This window comes from Lientehia hominis, from assembly GCF_021044755.1.
Classification (GTDB): domain Bacteria; phylum Bacillota; class Clostridia; order Lachnospirales; family Lachnospiraceae; genus Lientehia; species Lientehia hominis.
The window spans coordinates 334,437-352,854 of sequence record NZ_JAJNOR010000001.1 but is presented as its reverse complement, the minus strand read 5'-3'; the positions used below and the strand labels follow the sequence as shown (position 1 = coordinate 352,854).

The following is an 18,418-nucleotide window of genomic DNA, read 5'->3' as shown; positions in this document are numbered from 1 at the left end:
CGTATGCAGATAATTGTAGCAGCAGATGAGAACTGGGCAATCGGCAGGGACGGAGCTCTTCTATGGCATTTGCCGGAGGATATGAAGTTCTTTCGGAAGATGACCACCGGAAATGTCGTGGTAATGGGACGTAAGACTCTGGACAGCTTTCCCGGCGGGAAGCCCCTTAAAAACAGGATTAACGTGGTGCTGTCGGGGAATCCGGATTTTTCCAGGGCAGGTACTGTGGTTCTTCACAGTGTGGGAGAAACGCTTGAATATCTGGAGCGGTATGATGCAAGTGAGGTGTTCATCGCCGGAGGAGGCCATATTTATAGAGAATTTCTGCCCTGCTGTGATACGGCATATGTGACGAGGGTTTATAAAAGCTATGAGGCAGATACGTATTTTCCTGACTTGGATGAATCGCCGGAATGGGAACTTTCGGAGGAGGGAGAAAGACAGCAGCAGGAAGGAATTGAGTTTGCGTTTAACGTTTACCGCCGAAAATAGACGGCTGACCGAAAAGGGAGGCTGCCGATAGAAAGCGCAAAAAGCGGGTGATAAGTCCAAAGACTTATTGCCCGCTTTTTCTAACACTCTAAAATCAGTTTACTAACCGGTGGTTCTGACAACGTTTAAATTACGAGACGGTCTAATTTATGTACAAAATATATCAGCTTTTCCACATGCTTAGTTCCTGTTTTGCTGTGGGAAAGGTAACAGCTCTTTTGTTCACATTTACCAGTCCTTCTTCTCTCATTTTCTTCAATTCCCGCATCATGGCGCTTCTGTCTACTGACAAGTAGTCGGCCAGATCACTCATAGTAAAGGGAAGCTCAAAGGATTCAGAATGGTTTTTTCTGGAGAGCAGGCTGAAATATGACAGGAGCTTGTCCCGTATGGTGCGCTGGCTCAAAATGTCCAGACGTTCACTGAGATGAACGGCTTTTTGGGAAATCAGCATCAGGGCGTTGCTGACCAGCTGGCTGTGGAAGGAACAGGCATTGGAGCACCGCTTCACCAGGTGGCCGTAATCGATGAACTGAATCCTGGTCTTTTTATAGCTGATAATTTGAATAAGGGAAGCTTCACTGGCTGCGGCGGACAGAGTTTCTCCAAAGATATCCCCTTCCTCAAGCTGCTCCAGGATGGTCTGACGGCCATCGAAATGGGTGCGCATGACGACTGCTTCACCGTCCAGAAGAATGCCGACTAAAGCGCTGCCCTGTCCAAAGGTGGTTATAATCTCTCCTGGCATATAGTTTCGTTCGACGGCACGGAAGCAGACCATCATGCGTTTATATTCTTCCTGGCTGATATGATCTAAAATAGAAACTTTAGCGGGCATGGCGGTTCCTCTCAAAAATTTTTTTATAAAGTTGCATATGCAACAGATTTATTTTTCAAATGGGATATACTATGAATAACAAAAAGAAATCTAACAATATTATATATCAAAGAAAGGTTAAGGTGAAGTAAAATGAAAAAATATGTATGTGAACCCTGTGGATATGTTTATGACCCGGAAGTAGGAGACCCTGACAGCGGGATTCAGCCTGGAACTGCTTTTGAAGACCTGCCGGATGATTGGGTGTGCCCTGTCTGTGGAGTGGGTAAAGATTCCTTTGTAGAGGAAGAATAAAAAACGCTGTTTTGGGCGGATGAAAAAGGGAGGATATAGGATATGAATATCGTATTTGACAAGAGCCTGGTCACAGGCAGCGAAATGATAGATACACAGCATCAGGAGCTGATCGACCGCATCAATAAACTGGTGGACAGCTGCGCGAAAGGAAAAGAGAAGAATGTGGCGGTCCAGACTCTGGATTTCCTGATGGATTATACAGTATTTCATTTTTCCGCTGAGGAAAAGCTACAGGAGGAGTCCGGATATCCGGATGTCAAGAGCCATAAAGAACAGCATGCCCAGTTTGCGAAGGCGATCGAAGAGCTGAGAGAAATGCTGGAGGAAGAAGAAGGACCTACGGATGCGTTTGTGGCGGCTGTAAACAAAAACATTTCAGAATGGTTTGTGAATCACATTCAGGTATGGGACAAAAAAGTGGCACAATACGTCAATAAATAAAAAGGAAATAGCGCGATGAAAACAATGGAACTGAGGAAAGACTTTTACTGGACAGGCATTGTGGATGATAAACTCCGAGTCTTCGATATCATCATGGAGACGGAGTTCGGTACCACCTATAATTCGTACATTATGAAAACGGGCGGGCATACCATCCTGTTTGAAACAGCAAAAGAGAAGTTTTATGAGGATTATCTGGAAAAGCTCAGAGAGCTTACGGATATAGACAAAATAGATTATCTGGTGGTGAATCATACGGAACCGGATCACGCCGGCAGTGTGGAACGGCTTCTGGATTTGAATCCGGGCCTGAAGATTATTGCTACGGGGTGCGCTCTCAGCTTCCTTAAAGAAATCGTCAATCGGGATTTCTGTGCCATCGCGGTTAAGGACAATGAAAAAATAAGGATTGGTGACAAGACGCTTCGTTTTTTGGTTGTCCCCAATCTTCATTGGCCGGATACGATGTACACTTATATTGAAGAAGAACAGATTCTCGTGACCTGTGATTCCTTTGGTTCCCATTACGGTTTCCAGGATGTTCTCGCCAGCAAGGTGACGGACCAGGAAGGCTATATGCGGGCTACCAAATATTATTTTGACTGCATCATCGGTCCGTTCAAGCCGTTCATGCTGAAAGCGCTGGAGCGGATTCGGGAGCTGGATATCTCGATGATCTGCACCGGCCATGGTCCGGTCCTTGACACCAATATTGATTTCATGCTGAATACTTATGAAGAGTGGTGTACGGTAGTCAATCCGAACAAAAAGAAGACGGTCATCATTCCGTATGTGAGTGCATACGGTTATACCGAAGCTTTGGCGGAGATTATTACAAAAGGTATACAGGACAGCGGGGATATCGAGGTCCGGAGCTATGATATGGTCACAGCGGATCAGGGGAAGGTACTGGAGGAGCTGGGATTTGCCGACGGAATTCTATTTGGTACGCCGACCATCGTAGGAGAAGCACTTAAGCCCATCTGGGATTTGACCACCTCCATATTTGCGGGAACCCATGGCGGAAAGCTGGCCAGTGCCTTCGGAAGCTATGGCTGGAGCGGAGAGGGTGTCCCTCACATTATTGAGCGTTTGAGACAGCTGCGTATGCGTGTTCCCGACGATGGCTTCCGGGTAAGATTTAAACCCGGTGAGGTGGATCGGATCGACGCTTATGAATACGGATATAATTTCGGGTGCCTGCTTCAGGATAAAGAAAATCCCAAGAAAACGGGAGCCAGGAAATTAGTGAAATGCCTGGTCTGCGGTGCGATTTTTGATTCTTCCCTTGAGATATGTCCGGTCTGTGGGGTGGGAAAAGAGAATTTCGTATTTGTGGAAGAAACAGTCACGGATTTCAGCAGAAACACCAGGGATTTTTATGTGATCCTGGGGAATGGAGCCGCGGGATTCAACGCGGCAAAGGCGATTCGGGAAAGAGACAAGACCGGCTCTGTGATCCTCATATCCAATGAGCCTTACAGCGCTTATAACCGGCCCATGCTCACAAAGTCTATCATGTCTGAGCTTCAGGCTGACCAGTTGGCCATTGAAGACGAAAGCTGGTACGAAGAAAATAACGTGGCCCAGATATTGGGCAGAGAAGTGGTGAAGATTGAACCGGGCCAGAAGGAAGTTACTTTATCGGATGGAGCAAAATTCAAATATACCAAGCTGATTTACGCGCTGGGTTCCGAAAGCTTTATTCCGCCTATTCCTGGCGCCGATAAACGGGAAGTGGTGGCCATACGCCGTCTGGAAGATACGAAGAAAGTGGCGGCCCTGCTTCCGGACGTAAAGCATGCGGTAGTAATCGGAGGCGGTGTACTGGGCCTTGAGGCGGCGTGGGAACTCAAAAAGTCAAAATGTATGGTAACTGTATTGGAGCTGGCCCCTCAGCTGATGGGACGCCAGTTGGACGAGGCCGCCGGCAATCTGCTGAAAGCGATCAGTGAAAGCTGCGAAATATCCATTCATACGGGCGTACAGATAAGCGCGATCGAGGGCGATGGTACCGTAACAGGTGTAAAGCTGGGCGACGGAACGGTAATCCCGGCAGAACTGGTCATCATTTCCTGCGGAGTCCGCGCCAATACGCAGCTCGCCAAATCCATTGGCATGGAGACAGAACAGGCCGTTGTGGTAAATGAACGGATGGAAACCAGCATTCCCGATATTTTTGCATGCGGGGATTGTGCACAGTACCAAGGCGTCAATTATGCCATCTGGCCCCAAGCGTCAGAGCAGGGAAAGGTGGCGGGAGCAAACGCTGTTGGAGAAAAACTGGTCTATACTATGGTTCCTGCCGCGCTGACCTTTAACGGTATGAATACTTCCCTTTACGCTGTCGGTGATAACGGCAGAAACCCGAATCTGGTGTACAGGACTGTGGAATTCAAGGATATGGGAAGAAAGCAGTATGAGAAGTATTATTTTCTTAATAACAAGCTCTGCGGTGTGATCCTGATCGGAGATACCTCTAAGATGGCAGCGCTTACAGAGGCAGTGGAAAAGAGAAAAAGCTTCCGGGAATTATTTTCCTGATGAAATGAAACAATATCAGTTTGTCCTGCAAGTTGACCAATGACTTGCAGGACTTTTTTTGGTAGAATTGCTTAAGATCATATGATAAAATGTATGAAGAAAGACGGATGTATCCGTCAGGCGGATAAGTATATGGAAAGAGGCGAGGTCAGTTGAAGCAGACGGAAACAAATGAAGATGTATTTGAAAAGCTGCCCGCTGCATCAGCGCTGAGAGTGATGGTTGTTCCAACGATCATAAGTCAGATCATTGTGCTGATATATAATATGGCAGATACATTTTATGTGGGAAGAACGAATAACCCCTATATGGTGGCAGGGACCTCTCTGATCCTCCCCATTTTTAATATTACGCTGTGCCTTGCAAGCCTTACAGGAGTTGGCGGAGGGGCACTGATCTCAAGACTGCTCGGGAAGAATATGGAGGCTGAAGCAAAAAAGGTCAGCGCTTTTTCCCTTTATCTCTCCATATTTGCTGCGGCATTATTCTCAGCGATGACGGCCTTATTTATGAGGCCGTTGCTGAATATACTCGGCGCGGGAGAAAATACGTTTCAGTATGCCAGGCAGTATGCCGTCTGCGTCATCGTACTTGGCGGTGTACCGACGGTTTTGTCAAATGTGATGTCCAATTTAATCCGCAGTACCGGCCGGTCAAAGGAAGCCGGCATAGGAATCGCTTTAGGGGGACTTTTAAACATTGCGTTAGATCCTCTCTTTATGTTTGTCTTTTTGCCGGATGGATATGAAGTACTTGGAGTCGGAATTGCGACCTGTCTTTCCAACAGTATTGCCTGCATTTATTTTCTGGTGATTCTGTTTCGGATCAGAGAACATTCTGTCGTTACATTCAGCCTGAAATACGGGATGCCCAAAAAGGAGAATGTCGTCGCGGTCTTTGCCGTCGGAATCCCGTCTGCCGTCGCGACATTGTTATTTGATCTGGATTATGTTATTGTAGATCGGCTTATGGTATCCTACAGCGATCTGGCGCTGGCTTCCATCGGAATTGTCCTTAAGGTGGAAAGGCTGCCTTTGAATGTTGGAATTGGGATCTGTCAGGGCATGACGCCGCTCGTGGCATACAACTTTGCGGCGAAGAACCAGAAGCGTATGGAAGATGTCATCCGGATTTCCCGAAGGATGGGGCTTGTGATAGCGGGGATATGTATTGTCTTATATGAGCTGTTCGCTGTTTATTTGGTGAGGTTCTTTATATCGGATGTCCGAACAATTGAAATGGCCGCGCAGTTTCTCAGAATAAGAGTGCTGGCCACGCCGCTCATGTTTTTATGTTTTTATACCGTGCATCTTTTTCAGGCATTCGGGATGGGAAATAAGGCTTTATTTTTGGGAGTGACGCGATGGGTGGTTTTTAATATTCCCATGCTTTTTTTCTTGAATGCTGTGTTCGGCATGTTCGGAATCGTATGGTCTCAGGTGACGGCAGACACACTTTCGGTCTTCTTGTCTTTCTATATATATCATCGATACAGGCCGCGTCTTTTATAAAACGCCGGATGCTTCGTTTCCCTCCGCATACATAAAAACTGCTGGAGATGGATAAATCTGGATGAGAACAAATGTTCGAAAATAACTTGCCTTTCTAAGCATTAAATGCTATACTAAAACAGAACATATATTCGAATTCGGGAGGCGTTTGTTATGGAGATCGGACAGGGGACGGCGGAGCTCAAGGAAAAACTGAGGATTTTATCAGACGCGGCGAAGTATGACGCGGCCTGCACTTCCAGCGGTGTGGACAGGCCCGGAAAACCGGGGACGCTGGGGAATGCATCGGCAGCCGGCATATGCCACAGCTTCGCGTCGGACGGACGCTGCATCTCGCTTCTTAAGATCCTTCTGACTAATCATTGTATTTATGACTGTAAATACTGCATCAACCGACGTTCCAATGACGTGGAGCGCGCGGCGTTCACGCCGGATGAGGTATGTGCGCTGACGATAGAATTTTATCGGAGAAATTATATAGAGGGGCTTTTTCTGAGCTCCGGCGTCATGAAATCTCCCGACCATACCATGGCACAGGTTTATGAAGTTTTATATAAGCTGCGGGAGGTGCACCAGTTTCGGGGATATATCCATGTGAAAGCGATTCCGGGCGCGGATATGGCTCTGATAGATCAGATAGGCCTTTTGGCTGACCGGATGAGCATCAACCTGGAGCTTCCGACGGCAGAGAGTCTCCGTTCCCTCGCACCTCATAAGAGCAGGCAGACGATACTGGGTCCCATGCGGCAGATTCAGGCGGGAATCGTGGATTCCAGACTGTCCATGGGTCAGACGGCCAGACTTGAAAGGGCTTATGGAGCAAAAAGCTTTTCCAACGGCATTTTCCGGCTGGGAGAGCAGCAGAGGGATGGGCTGGGCGGAAGCGCCGGCCATGTCATAGACGGGAGAGATCTGAGCGTCGGTCAGGCTTTGGAAGGATATGGCGGAAGAAGAGGACTGGTGAGACGGGAGAGAAACGAAATACGTACGTACGTCCCGGCGGGACAGAGCACGCAGATAATCGTGGGCGCCACCCCGGAGAGCGATTATCATATGATGATGGTGACGCAGGCTTTGTACCAGAAATATGATTTGAAGCGGGTGTTTTTTTCCGCTTATGTGGGAATCAACGAAGACAGCGCTCTGCCCGCGCCGGGGGAAAAGCCGCCGCTCCTGCGTGAGCACCGGCTCTACCAGGCCGACTGGCTGCTTCGGTTTTATGGTTTTCGGGCGGAAGAGCTTCTATCAGAAGACAAGCCCAATTTCAACGTTTTCCTGGATCCTAAATGCGACTGGGCAGTCCGCCATCTGGAGTGTTTTCCGGTGGAGATCAATCTGGCAGCCTATGAGCTGCTGCTGCGGGTGCCGGGAATCGGAGCGAAATCGGCGCGCCGTATCATACAGGCGAGAAGAATGGGGAAGCTCGATTTTCCGGATTTAAAAAAACTGGGAGTGGTCCTTAAGCGCGCCCATTATTTTATTACCTGCGGCGGCAGGCAGATGTATCCGGTGAAATTAGAGGAAAACCGGATAACAGCCGGGCTGATCAGCGACAGTCAGAAAAAGAACTGGCAGATCGAGCACCAGGAGAGCTTTCGGCAGCTGAGCCTGTTTGATGATATGAAGCTGGAGATTCCACCCACGGTGGAGGATTTTCATAAAGCGGCGGCTGGGCAGCTGTAGGAAACGGTTATGGAAAACAGAAAGGGAGCGATGAATATGAAAGGGTACTTATGTGAGGACACGGTGGAAGGCATATTCACAGGGGTGTATGACGCCTGGGTTTCCGGAATGGAAATAGGACATGAGAATGTCAGGCTGTTTCTGAAAAGGCAGTATGAGCCGGAGCTGTTTTTCGAATATGAAGAAGTATTTTCTGATGCGGATAAAGCGGAGAAAGTAGCACGCACTATCCGTAAGAAAATATCCGGCGAAGCGTTCCGCAGGGTTTATCGTACCGCGATGTCCTCTCAGCCCGACCGGGCTGATGCCATCTACCGTTTTCTGATGGAAGGATTCCGCTATAAAGAAGATACCCTTCGGATGCTGCAGCTTCCGGCAGTCGGCCGAGTGTTTGAACTGGCACGGAAGGTGGCGAATGAAGCGCACCTTTTTCTGGAATTCATCCGGTTTAAACAACTGAAAAACGGCGTTCTGTTTGCGGTCATCGCTCCGAAGAGCAATGTGCTGACTCTGGTTGCCCCTCATTTCGAGGACCGGTTTTCAGGAGAGAACTGGATCATATACGATGAGACGAGGGCGCTGGCTGCTGTCCATGAAGCTTTGAAGCCTTATGCGATTGCCCGCCTGACAGAGGAGCAGGCGGGTGTTTTTCTGGATAAAAATAAGGAAAAGGACGGATATACAGATTTGTGGAAGGTGTTTTTTAACACCATTGGAATCGAGGACAGGAAGAATTACCGATGCCAGAGGACGATGATGCCGCTGTGGTACCGGAAACATATGACAGAATTTCTGTAAGAGAGCGAAAATTTTCCGATGATTATAGTAAGAATTCAGGGGATATGATATAATAAGGCGTAGCGCGAAACCGGCGGCCGAATAAGCGGTTTCGTAAAATGTCAGCTTGTGGGAGAGGAATATATGAACAGAGAAGATATTTTAAAATGTGTGGATCATACTCTGCTGTCTCAGACAGCGACTTGGGAGGAGATAAAGACCATTTGTGACGATGCCGTCGCATTCTGTACGGCATCTGTCTGCATACCTCCTTCTTATGTAAAACGTGTTAAGGAATATGTGGGAGACCGTATGGCGGTCTGTACGGTGATCGGATTTCCGAATGGGTATAATACGACAGCAGTGAAGGTATTTGAAACAATGGAAGCCCTGAAGGAAGGGGCGGATGAAATCGATATGGTCATAAACCTGGGGGATGTGAAGGATGGGAGACTGGATGATATAAGGGATGAGATACGGGCGGTCAAGAATGCCTGCGGGGATAAGATCCTTAAAGTGATCGTAGAGACCTGCCTGTTATCTGAGGAAGAGAAATCTGCACTCTGCGGAATCGTAACGGAGGCAGGAGCCGATTACATTAAGACGTCAACAGGGTTTTCTACGGCAGGAGCTACCTTCGCTGATGTGGAACTGTTTTCCCACCATGTGGGAGATGGTGTGAAGATCAAAGCGGCAGGAGGAATCGGTTCGTTTGACGATGCGGAACGTTTTATCACGCTGGGGGCGAGCCGCCTGGGCACCAGCCGCCTGGTAAAGATAGTGAAAAGTGAGAAGAAATGATTCCTTTCAAAGTTTTGTGAAGAGCAAGGAAGCTGTAGAAGAATCATGGGGAAAGAAAACATGAAGGATTTGAAACAGAGGAAGATTGAATCGGACAAGCTTAGGAGTTTGATCGGACGGGCGATGAAGCAGCTGACCTTATCTTATGCGCCGTATTCCCACTTTCATGTGGCGGCGGCTCTGCTGTGTGAGGATGGGACCGTATATACCGGCTGCAATATCGAGAATGCTTCCTATTCCGCGACAAACTGTGCGGAGAGGACGGCCTTTTTTAAAGCAGTGAGCGAAGGGAAAAGAACATTTTCCTGTATAGTCATTGCAGGAGGCCGGGATGGAAAAACAGTGGAGTACTGCCCTCCCTGCGGAGTCTGCCGTCAGGTGATGCGGGAATTCTGTGATCCTTCCAAATTCCAGGTGGTCTTGGCCAGATCTTTGGAGGATTACAAGGTGTTTTTGCTGGAGGAGCTCCTGCCGGAAAGCTTCGGTCCCGAAACCCTCTAAAACTGTGTATTTTGGCAGAAATTGCCCTTGTCAGACAGCACCTTCTGGTATATAATAACTAATAGAATTGAAGAACCACCTGGAATGTTCGACCATCCTGTATGTTTTGAACCTACAGAGTGTAAAACGGGATTCCAATATTAGTGAGTGGATGTCGGGCCTCCTTTGAGTGGATGGCAGAAACTCATTTGCGGTTGCCCACCTAGCGAGGGCTAGGAATCAAAAATGCAGGAACCGGCATTTCGGGGGAATACGAAAGATGCAGACAGCATATTATCTTATGATAATATGCTGTCTTTTGTTATGCCGTTCGGAAAGCGTTTTTAACCGGTAGCAAAAGAAGGCGGATGAGGGAGGAGAAATATGACCAATCGAAGAAAAGGAAAAAGAGGGCTGCTGTGGTTAGCCGCCCTGATGCTGGTTTGCCTGGGAGGACTGGCAGCCTGGCTTTTTTTTAAGGGCAGAAGTGGGACAGACTGTGTCACGCGGGCATTGGCTGCCAGACAGACTGCGCTTGCAATCGCAGACGGGGAAGAAATAAGTGCGGCCGGGATTCAAAATTTTTCTCGGGATGACGCTGAAAATTGGTATGTGCCCTACGCAGAATATCTGTACGGGCAGGGGATTTGGGATGTCGAGCAGATTCCGGCGGACAGAAAAACCATGGGAGGAGCTTTGAACTGTCAGGAGCTTCTTTATATGGCAGAATGGCTTCAGCTTCCCGAAAAAATCACATTTTCCAGCGGCGCTTCCGGAAAAGATCCGGTGTCGAAAGAGGACTGGTCACATTTCTATGAACTTCTTCTGGGAAAATACGATACGGCAGGGGCTGTGATCGAGCAGGAAATATTATTGATCGGGACGCCGAACAACCTGGAGGACGCCGGTACCTGGGAAGCCCGCACCGATAAAGGGGTATTTAACTTTCAGGGTCTGTCATTGGACTCAATGGTGGACATGCGCCTTAAGGTGAAGACGAAGGGAGCAGAATTGCTGCAGGTGGAGGAAGTAGTATCGGAGGAGATTACATATGAAAATGTATGGCTGGATTCTTATGGATCCGGAGAACTTAAGGTCTATTTATACGGAACCTGGAGAAAGTTCCAGGTGGGAAGCATAGAAAAAGAATGCAGCGGGATGACGGGGGACATCATGCTGAAAAAGGGAAAGGTAACTGAAGTGGCCCTGAAAAAAGAAACCATAAGAGGCAAACTTTTAGCGGTAGGGGACGGTGAAATGGAGATTGAGGGATATGGTAAAGTTCCTTTGGCAGATACCTTTCATGTATACCGGACTTATGGGGGATTTGCGGAACTGTCAGCAGGGGATCTGATGATCGGATATGATCAGGCGGAATTTGTGGTAGCCGAAGGAAAGATATGCGCGGCTCTGATAGGAAAGAGTGTTACGGCGGAGAACATACGGGTGCTTCTGACCGACGCTAAGATTGGATCCATATTTCATGAGACAGCGGTGTTCACTTCTGATAGAGCTTTTACAGTAACTTATAATGAAGGAGAAGCTTCCGAACGTCATGAAGCGGGGGAAAGTGTAGAGCTAGACAGGGACAGTCCGTATTTTTCCAAGGGGAGAGTCCGTATCACCCCGGATGAAGGCGGAAAGATTGGATTTACCTCCTTTTCCAGAAAATATGGAGCTCCGTGGTATGAAGGAACCATAGAGCTGGCCGTATCCGAAGAGGGGATACTCATCATCAATGAAGTGGATTTGGAGACGTATCTCTGCTATGTGGTGCCCAGCGAAATGCCGGAGAGCTATGGGCTGGAGGCTTTGAAAGCACAAGCTGTCTGTGCCAGGAGTTATGCCTGCAGACAGATTGAAGGCAGTGCGTACAGCACTTACGGAGCCCATGTGGACGACAGTACGACCTTTCAGGTGTATAACAACACGGAGACCGATGATCTTACGAGACAGGCGGTGGAGGAGACTTACGGAGAAGTCCTCACCTATGGTGGAAGTTTGGTGACCACTTATTATTATGCCACGTCCTGCGGCTTCGGAAATGACATGCAGGTGTGGGGCAGCGACCAGGCGAAATATCCGTATTTGAAGAGTATTTATATGGCGGAAGGAGCGGCGCCGGATTTATCATCAGAAGAAGCCTTTCGGGCTTATCTGGAGAATAGAGAAGGAGGAAACCTGGAGAGCAGCGCGCCGTGGTACCGGTGGGAGACAACGATATCCACTGAGAAAATGACGGCGAGAATGGATAAGTTTCTGAAAGACTATGCGAAAAGCCACGAGGAGCTTGTGCTTTTCCGGCAGGGAGACGGAAGCTTTGCGGCGGCGGACGGAGGAAATGGGCCGGAGAGCATAGGTACTGTCACCGGAATAAAAGTAGAGGAAAGAAGTCAGAGCGGTTTTGTCAACCGGCTGCTGATCGAAGGGACGGAAGGAGCTGTTCGGATCGAACGGCCGGGAACTGTCAGAGCTCTTCTGGGAGATACGGAGCATGTCTATACAAGACTGGATGGCAGCACCTCAACCGGCAAGACCATTCTTCCCAGCGCCAGTGTATGGATGGAAGAAATCAAAGACGGAGAAATCTTGAGCGGTTGGAAGCTCAGGGGAGGAGGATACGGACATGGAGTGGGAATGAGCCAGACTGCGGCCAGCACACTCGCAGGCCAGGGGAAATCCTGTGTGGAAATCCTCCAGTATTTTTATCCTGGAACAGAAATATTTCAGGAGTATTAAGGAAGAAATGAGAAAACGCTTGTATCTGCTGTTCCTGAAAGATATAATAGGGAAAAGGTAATGGACAGAATTTTTTCGGGAAGGGTAAGATGATATGGGAAAAACAGCCCCCAATGACCGGCGTCAGAATGGCATAAAGCAGATATATTTAGTTTTGATCATAGCTGTAATTGTGATATTCATCTGGCTGACAGTCGTGATCAGCCAGACATCAGGACTTCCGTCAGTTTCACCGGAGGTTTCGGTGAATCAATTTCAGCATGGATGGTATTATGAGAGCGGAGGAGAAAAACATGCCATAGAGGAATTTCCAGCGCAGTTCTCTTATAAAGGGGAAGAAGCTGTGCTTTATAATGTGCTTCCGGAGACAAAAGAGGGACAGAGCCTGATGTTTCCGAATGATTATCAGAGTGTTCAGGTGTATGTGGGAGGAATATGTATTTATGACTACGGTTTTGAAAATCAACCGCCTCTCGGCAGCCTGCTTGGCAACATCAAATGCTTTGTCCCCATGAAAGCGGAATATGGCGGAGAAGAGATATCCATTCATCTAAAAATGGATTACTGGGGAGAAAAGGCCGGGATTAAGTCCATTTACCTCGACAATACCAGCAATCTGATCTTACAAATGCTGAAATCCCAGGCCGGTCTTGTGCTGTGCCTTATCCTTATGCTCCTATTTTGTGTGGCGCTGTTCGCCTGCTTTGTCTGGGCGAGATATAAGAAGATTATAGAAGAGAGCGGGGTTTTTCTGAACCTTGGCTTGTTTGTATTCTTGTCTGCTGTCTGGATCTGGACGGATTCGTCTCTGTCTCAGCTTGTATTTAAAAGCAGCATCGCTGTGTGCGTGACCTCATTTTTCAGCTTTATGCTTCTTCCTGTGCCGATGATAGGCTTTGTTGAGAAAATCTGTGCGGGAAAGACGCGTATGTTCAGAGGTTTCCAGCTTATGTGCCTGCTCAACTGTGCCGTGCAGAGTGTTTTTTACGCGGTGGGAATAGCGGATTATCCTCAAATGCTCCCGGTGACACATCTGTTATTGGCGGCGATGATCGTTTTTATAATCTGTTATCTGGTCTATGATGTCCGGAATCACGCGTCTTATTATGCCAAAGGTATGCTCGTGGCTATCGGGACGCTGACTTTGTTCTCCCTTGCTGCCTTGTTGAGCTTTTATGTCAGCAGACGACTGGATAACAGTCTGTTTTTCCGAATGGGTTTTCTGCTGTTCATCTTGATATTAGGCTACATGTCGGTAAAAATGCTGCTGTCTTATCATGAGGTCAGGACACAGGCGGCCGTATATCAAAAACTTGCGTATACTGATCTGATGACTCAAGTGAATAACCGCAGCTCTTTTGAAGAATTTATAGACGGGTTAAATACTGAAGCGAGACGGGAGAAGAACCTGACTTTTATAATGCTGGATCTGAACGGATTGAAGCAGACTAATGACAAATACGGGCATAAGGCAGGAGACCGGCTCCTTCAGAGTGCGGCTGGCTGTATAAAAGCAGCCTTTGAAGAAGCGGGGACCATATATCGTATTGGAGGCGACGAATTTTTTGTGGCGGTCACCCGAGAGGATGTAAATGTGGCGGAACGGCTGAGCTATATGGACGAAAAGATTGCCGAGTATAACAGACGGCATCCGGAGGATTCATTCTGCTTGTCCATCGCACGGGGGACAGCATCTGAAAAGGAATATCCAGATTGCAGCATAGATGGACTGTGGAAAAAAGCGGATGAGAACATGTATCGGGAAAAAGCAGCCTGCCACAGCAGCAGATAGGCTGAGAAGATGAAAAAGCCCTGAAAGGAGAACCAGAAGCGGCCGCCTTCAGGGCTTTTATGATGAAAAGGTGTGACTTGATTATTTCAGAGTAGTGGCAAGGTCTAAAAATGCAGGAAGGCCATTTACCAGCTTTACGGGAGATGTGCCCTGAATCAGAGGTAGCGCGTATTTTACATAGCCTTCTCCGATGTTGGTGCCGTTGTCGGTGATCCATTCAGCCGGGAAGGGCTTTTCTTTGTTGCATACTTCGTTGACGTCAGTCAGCTGGTAAGTGATCTTGTATTCTTCTCCGGGCTCCCTTATGAAAGCGACCATTATACCGGTCTTTCCTTCCAATGCGGCCTTTGCGGCTACGGAACCGGCCATGGCGGCTTCTTCGATATCTGTGGCGGAAGCTAAAGAAGCGCCGCATCTTTGGATGATGCCGAATTCCAGGGAGCGGACCTTTACACCAAGTTTTTCATTGATGACTTCGGATAAATATTTGCCGCTGCCGGTCAGCTTCTTATGGCCAAAGCTATCCACAGCGCCATCGGCGCCGGCATATTCGCAGATGAATTTGCCGTCCTTGTCGGCAATGCCTTCTGAAATGCAGAGGACTACGTTGCTTGTCTTCTCCAGGCACTTTTTCACGTCAGCCAGACACTGATCCATATCGAATGCGGTCTCCGGCAGATAGATCAGATGAGGAGCGTCTCCCTCAAATTTCCTCGCCAGGACAGAAGCGGCAGTCAGCCAGCCGGCATGTCTTCCCATAATCTCAACGACGGTCACACAGGGAGCGGCATAAACGCCGGCATCCAATGCACATTCACGGACTGTGGTAGCTACATATTTTGCAGCGCTGCCGTATCCGGGCGTATGGTCTGTCACGATCAGGTCATTATCAATGGTTTTGGGAACACCCATGAAAATGATATCAGTGCCGATCTTCTCGCCGTAGCGGGAGAGCTTGGACACGGTATCCATGGAATCATTGCCGCCGATATAGAAAAAGTATCCAATGTTCATTTCTTCAAATTTTTTCAGAAGAGTAGGGTATACCGGGTCGTTTAAATCTTCCGGCAGCTTAAAACGGCAGGATTTCAGATAAGAAGCGGGAGTCGTCTGTAAAATCTCCAACTCGTCCTTTGAAAGGTCGGAAAGGACTGTAGTCTTTCCAGCCAGGAAACCTTCGATGCCATTTACCATACCGTAAATCTTGTCAATCTTCTCAGAGCCCAGGAATCCGGTAACCACGCCGTAAAGGCTGCTGTTGATTACGGAAGTAGGGCCGCCGGACTGTCCGACAATGACATTTTTTTTGCTCATGTGTGATCTCTCCTTTTTTTCTGTTGGGTCTTCCGCAGCGTAAATGCTGCGAGTATGGCCGATATATTAGCCAAATTAGCATAATTCTATAACAAAAAGACGGTTTTGACAAGGGCTTGCGCGGGAAAACACAAAAAACACGCGGAGCCTTTGTTGACAGTCATTTGAAATATGCCTATAATAAGGGAGAAAAAGCCGGGGAAAGACGGCAGGCAGCAGGCTGAAGGAGGACAAGCATGGATAAGATCAAAATGCAGGTTCCCATCGTAGAGATGGATGGGGATGAGATGACCCGTATATTGTGGAAAATCATAAAGGAAGAGCTGTTGCTTCCGTTTATTGATCTCAATACGGAATATTATGACCTGGGACTAGAGCACAGAGACGCTACAAACGACAAGGTGACCACGGAGGCGGCGGAGGCGACCAAAAAATATGGCGTGGCCGTGAAATGCGCTACGATCACTCCCAATGCGTCCAGGGTTAAGGAATATGGACTGAAGGAAATGTGGAAGAGTCCCAACGGCACGATCCGTGCGATTCTGGACGGAACTGTTTTCCGGGCGCCGATCATTGTAAAAGGAATCGAGCCATACGTAAAGACCTGGACCAAGCCCATAACCATTGCGAGACACGCGTATGGAGATGTGTATAAAGCTGCGGAAATGAAAATTCCCGGCCCGGGTATCTGCGAATTGGTGTATACGGATGTCAATGGTGTGGAAACACGGGAACCGATCCACGAGTTTAAGGGTCCTGGCGTGCTTCAGGGCATGCATAATCTGAACCAATCCATCGAAAGCTTTGCCCGCTGCTGTTTCAGTTATGCGCTGGACACCAGGCAGGATCTGTGGTTTGCCACAAAGGATACCATATCTAAAAAATACGACCATACATTCAAGGATATCTTTCAGGATATTTACGATAAAGAATATGCCGGCAAATTTTCAAAGGCAGGCATCAAGTATTTCTATACATTGATCGACGACGCAGTAGCCCGTGTCATCAAATCAGAAGGCGGATATATCTGGGCGTGCAAGAACTACGATGGGGATGTGATGAGCGATATGGTCGCTACTGCATTCGGTTCCCTCGCCATGATGACCTCTGTCCTGGTGTCACCCGACGGGAATTATGAATATGAAGCGGCCCATGGGACGGTGCAGCGGCATTATTATAAGTATCTGAAAGGCGAGAGTACATCGACGAATTCCGTTGCGACGATTTTTGCCTGGAGTGGTGCCCTGAGAAAGAGAGGGGAACTGGACGGCAGCGAGGGACTGCAGAAATTTGCTGATTTCCTGGAGAGCGCGACCATTCAGACCATTGAGGACGGTATCATGACGAAGGATCTGGCGCTTATGACGACGATTCCGAATCCTCATGTGGCGGAGAGTGGTGAGTTCATTAAAGCCATCCGGGAACGTCTGGAAAGAAAACTTGACTGTTAAATCTGATTGAGATGACAGAGGCAGAGAGTTCGGTTGTTCCGGACTCTCTGTTTTTATTCTACAATACAAAATACTTTTCGGAATCATTCTGCCGTTTTTTCGCCCGCCGCACCGATATGAATATTCGTCATTTTCCTGATTCCAGAAAAGAATTGGATATCCTCGCGGCCGCTCCAATGGCTTTCACAACAAACAGGAGCTTATTTCGGTGCAAATAAAATCCCTTCCGAGCAGACGCATACTTTATTTTATTACGGACCCTTCCGGAGCTTCAGGAATATGATAAAGGTATGAAACCAGGGCGGGGAGGGTCAGATGAATCACGTACACAAAATGATTGGCACCGAATGGGCCAGAAAACAAGGGCTGACAGGAAAGGGCGTCGGCATAGCCGTCCTGGATACGGGGGTATATCCTCACCAGGATTTCGCCCATCGGCTGTATGGATTTCAGGATATGTTAAATGGAAGAAGGTTTCCATATGATGATAATTCCCACGGGACCCATGTAATGGGGGTGCTGGGAGGCAGTGGAGAAGCGTCCGGAGGGCTCTATGAAGGTATGGCTCCCGGCTGTAGTCTCATAGGCATAAAAGTGCTTGATTACAAGGGAAACGGCTCTGTGGCAAATCTGCTGCGGGGCCTTAAATGGCTGCGGGAGCACAAAGAAGAATATGGTATCCGCATTGTCAATATATCAGTGGGATCTATTCCCAAAAGAGAGACGGGAGAGGAGTCTGCGCTGATCCGCGGAGTAGAAGAAGCCTGGGCGGACGGACTGGTCGTGGTAGTAGCGGCGGGAAACGAAGGTCCTTCCGCCATGTCAGTGACGACGCCAGGCATCAGCAGAAAAGTGATCACAGTCGGATCATCCGATGACCACCATGCAGTAGAGGTCTGCGGGGCGCCGATGGTAGACTATTCCGGCAGAGGCCCTACGTCCCGGTGTATCTGTAAACCGGACGTGGTGGCGCCGGGAGCATCCATTGTCTCCTGCAACGCCATGGGACGGAAAAACAACAAGCCATATGGGGTTAAAAGCGGTACTTCCATGGCGACGCCGGTGGTGTCAGGCGCCATTGCGCTCCTTTTGGAGAAGCATCCGGAGATGACGCCGCAGGACGTGAAACTGAAACTGATGAAAAGTACCGTGGATCTGGGACTTCCCAGAAATCAGCAGGGCTGGGGAATGATTCATATTGCCAGATTGCTGAATGAATGATATGATAAAAAACGTACAAAGGCCAGCAGACGGATTT

Annotated in this window: 15 protein-coding genes and 1 other RNA gene; 14 read left to right on the top strand and 2 right to left on the bottom strand. The window is 48.4% G+C overall.

The window, feature by feature from the left end; genetic code table 11:
• The first annotated feature begins 3 nt into the window (after positions 1-3).
• Complete coding sequence (locus tag LQE92_RS01595) at positions 4-492, top strand: dihydrofolate reductase (RefSeq protein WP_231061260.1); 489 nt, start codon at positions 4-6, stop codon at positions 490-492.
• A 163-nt stretch (positions 493-655) separates the two neighbouring features.
• Here the strand turns inward: LQE92_RS01595 and LQE92_RS01590 are convergent, their stop codons facing one another.
• Positions 656-1,330 (bottom strand): Crp/Fnr family transcriptional regulator, encoded by a 675-nt coding sequence (locus LQE92_RS01590; protein WP_231061259.1) that lies wholly within the window; start codon positions 1,328-1,330, stop codon positions 656-658.
• A gap of 132 nt (positions 1,331-1,462) precedes the next feature.
• Here LQE92_RS01590 and rd point away from each other — a divergent pair, with 132 nt between their 5' ends.
• The 11 genes from rd (at position 1,463) to LQE92_RS01535 (ending at position 14,395) form a co-directional block, all read left to right on the top strand.
• Positions 1,463-1,624, top strand: a complete 162-nt coding sequence (gene rd, locus LQE92_RS01585) for a rubredoxin (protein ID WP_231061258.1) — start codon at positions 1,463-1,465, stop codon at positions 1,622-1,624.
• A 42-nt stretch (positions 1,625-1,666) separates the two neighbouring features.
• Positions 1,667-2,068: a bacteriohemerythrin gene (locus LQE92_RS01580; protein ID WP_231061257.1), complete on the top strand. Its 402-nt coding sequence runs from the start codon at positions 1,667-1,669 to the stop codon at positions 2,066-2,068.
• Positions 2,069-2,083: 15 nt separating this feature from the next.
• Positions 2,084-4,612, top strand: coding sequence for an FAD-dependent oxidoreductase (locus tag LQE92_RS01575; RefSeq protein WP_231061256.1), 2,529 nt, complete (start codon positions 2,084-2,086; stop codon positions 4,610-4,612).
• Positions 4,613-4,764: 152 nt separating this feature from the next.
• Positions 4,765-6,123: an MATE family efflux transporter gene (locus LQE92_RS01570; RefSeq protein WP_231061255.1), complete on the top strand. Its 1,359-nt coding sequence runs from the start codon at positions 4,765-4,767 to the stop codon at positions 6,121-6,123.
• 153 nt (positions 6,124-6,276) lie between these two features.
• A complete protein-coding gene (locus LQE92_RS01565; RefSeq protein WP_231061254.1) occupies positions 6,277-7,806 on the top strand; it encodes a putative DNA modification/repair radical SAM protein in 1,530 nt (509 codons plus the stop codon).
• 9 nt (positions 7,807-7,815) lie between these two features.
• Positions 7,816-8,604, top strand: a complete 789-nt coding sequence (locus LQE92_RS01560) for a TIGR03915 family putative DNA repair protein (RefSeq protein ID WP_231061253.1) — start codon at positions 7,816-7,818, stop codon at positions 8,602-8,604.
• 123 nt (positions 8,605-8,727) lie between these two features.
• Positions 8,728-9,384: a deoxyribose-phosphate aldolase gene (deoC, locus tag LQE92_RS01555; RefSeq protein ID WP_231061252.1), complete on the top strand. Its 657-nt coding sequence runs from the start codon at positions 8,728-8,730 to the stop codon at positions 9,382-9,384.
• Positions 9,385-9,444: 60 nt separating this feature from the next.
• Positions 9,445-9,885: a cytidine deaminase gene (locus tag LQE92_RS01550; protein ID WP_269141840.1), complete on the top strand. Its 441-nt coding sequence runs from the start codon at positions 9,445-9,447 to the stop codon at positions 9,883-9,885.
• Positions 9,886-9,958: 73 nt separating this feature from the next.
• Positions 9,959-10,138: non-coding RNA, 6S RNA (gene ssrS, locus LQE92_RS01545), on the top strand.
• A 110-nt stretch (positions 10,139-10,248) separates the two neighbouring features.
• Positions 10,249-12,603, top strand: coding sequence for a SpoIID/LytB domain-containing protein (locus LQE92_RS01540; RefSeq protein ID WP_231061251.1), 2,355 nt, complete (start codon positions 10,249-10,251; stop codon positions 12,601-12,603).
• Between the two features lie 94 nt (positions 12,604-12,697).
• Entirely contained in the window at positions 12,698-14,395 is a 1,698-nt protein-coding gene (locus LQE92_RS01535; protein ID WP_231061250.1) for a GGDEF domain-containing protein, read from the top strand.
• A gap of 81 nt (positions 14,396-14,476) precedes the next feature.
• Here LQE92_RS01535 and LQE92_RS01530 read toward each other — a convergent pair whose 3' ends face one another.
• Complete coding sequence (locus tag LQE92_RS01530; RefSeq protein ID WP_231061249.1) at positions 14,477-15,709, bottom strand: 6-phosphofructokinase; 1,233 nt, start codon at positions 15,707-15,709, stop codon at positions 14,477-14,479.
• A gap of 236 nt (positions 15,710-15,945) precedes the next feature.
• On the opposite strand from LQE92_RS01530, the gene LQE92_RS01525 reads away from it, so the two are divergent.
• On the top strand, positions 15,946-17,160 hold the full coding sequence (locus LQE92_RS01525) for an NADP-dependent isocitrate dehydrogenase (RefSeq protein WP_231061248.1): 1,215 nt from the start codon (positions 15,946-15,948) through the stop codon (positions 17,158-17,160).
• Between the two features lie 315 nt (positions 17,161-17,475).
• Positions 17,476-18,381 carry a S8 family peptidase gene (locus LQE92_RS01520; RefSeq protein WP_231061247.1) on the top strand — a complete coding sequence of 302 codons (906 nt, stop codon included), beginning with the start codon at positions 17,476-17,478 and terminating at the stop codon, positions 18,379-18,381.
• The last annotated feature ends 37 nt before the right edge of the window (positions 18,382-18,418 follow it).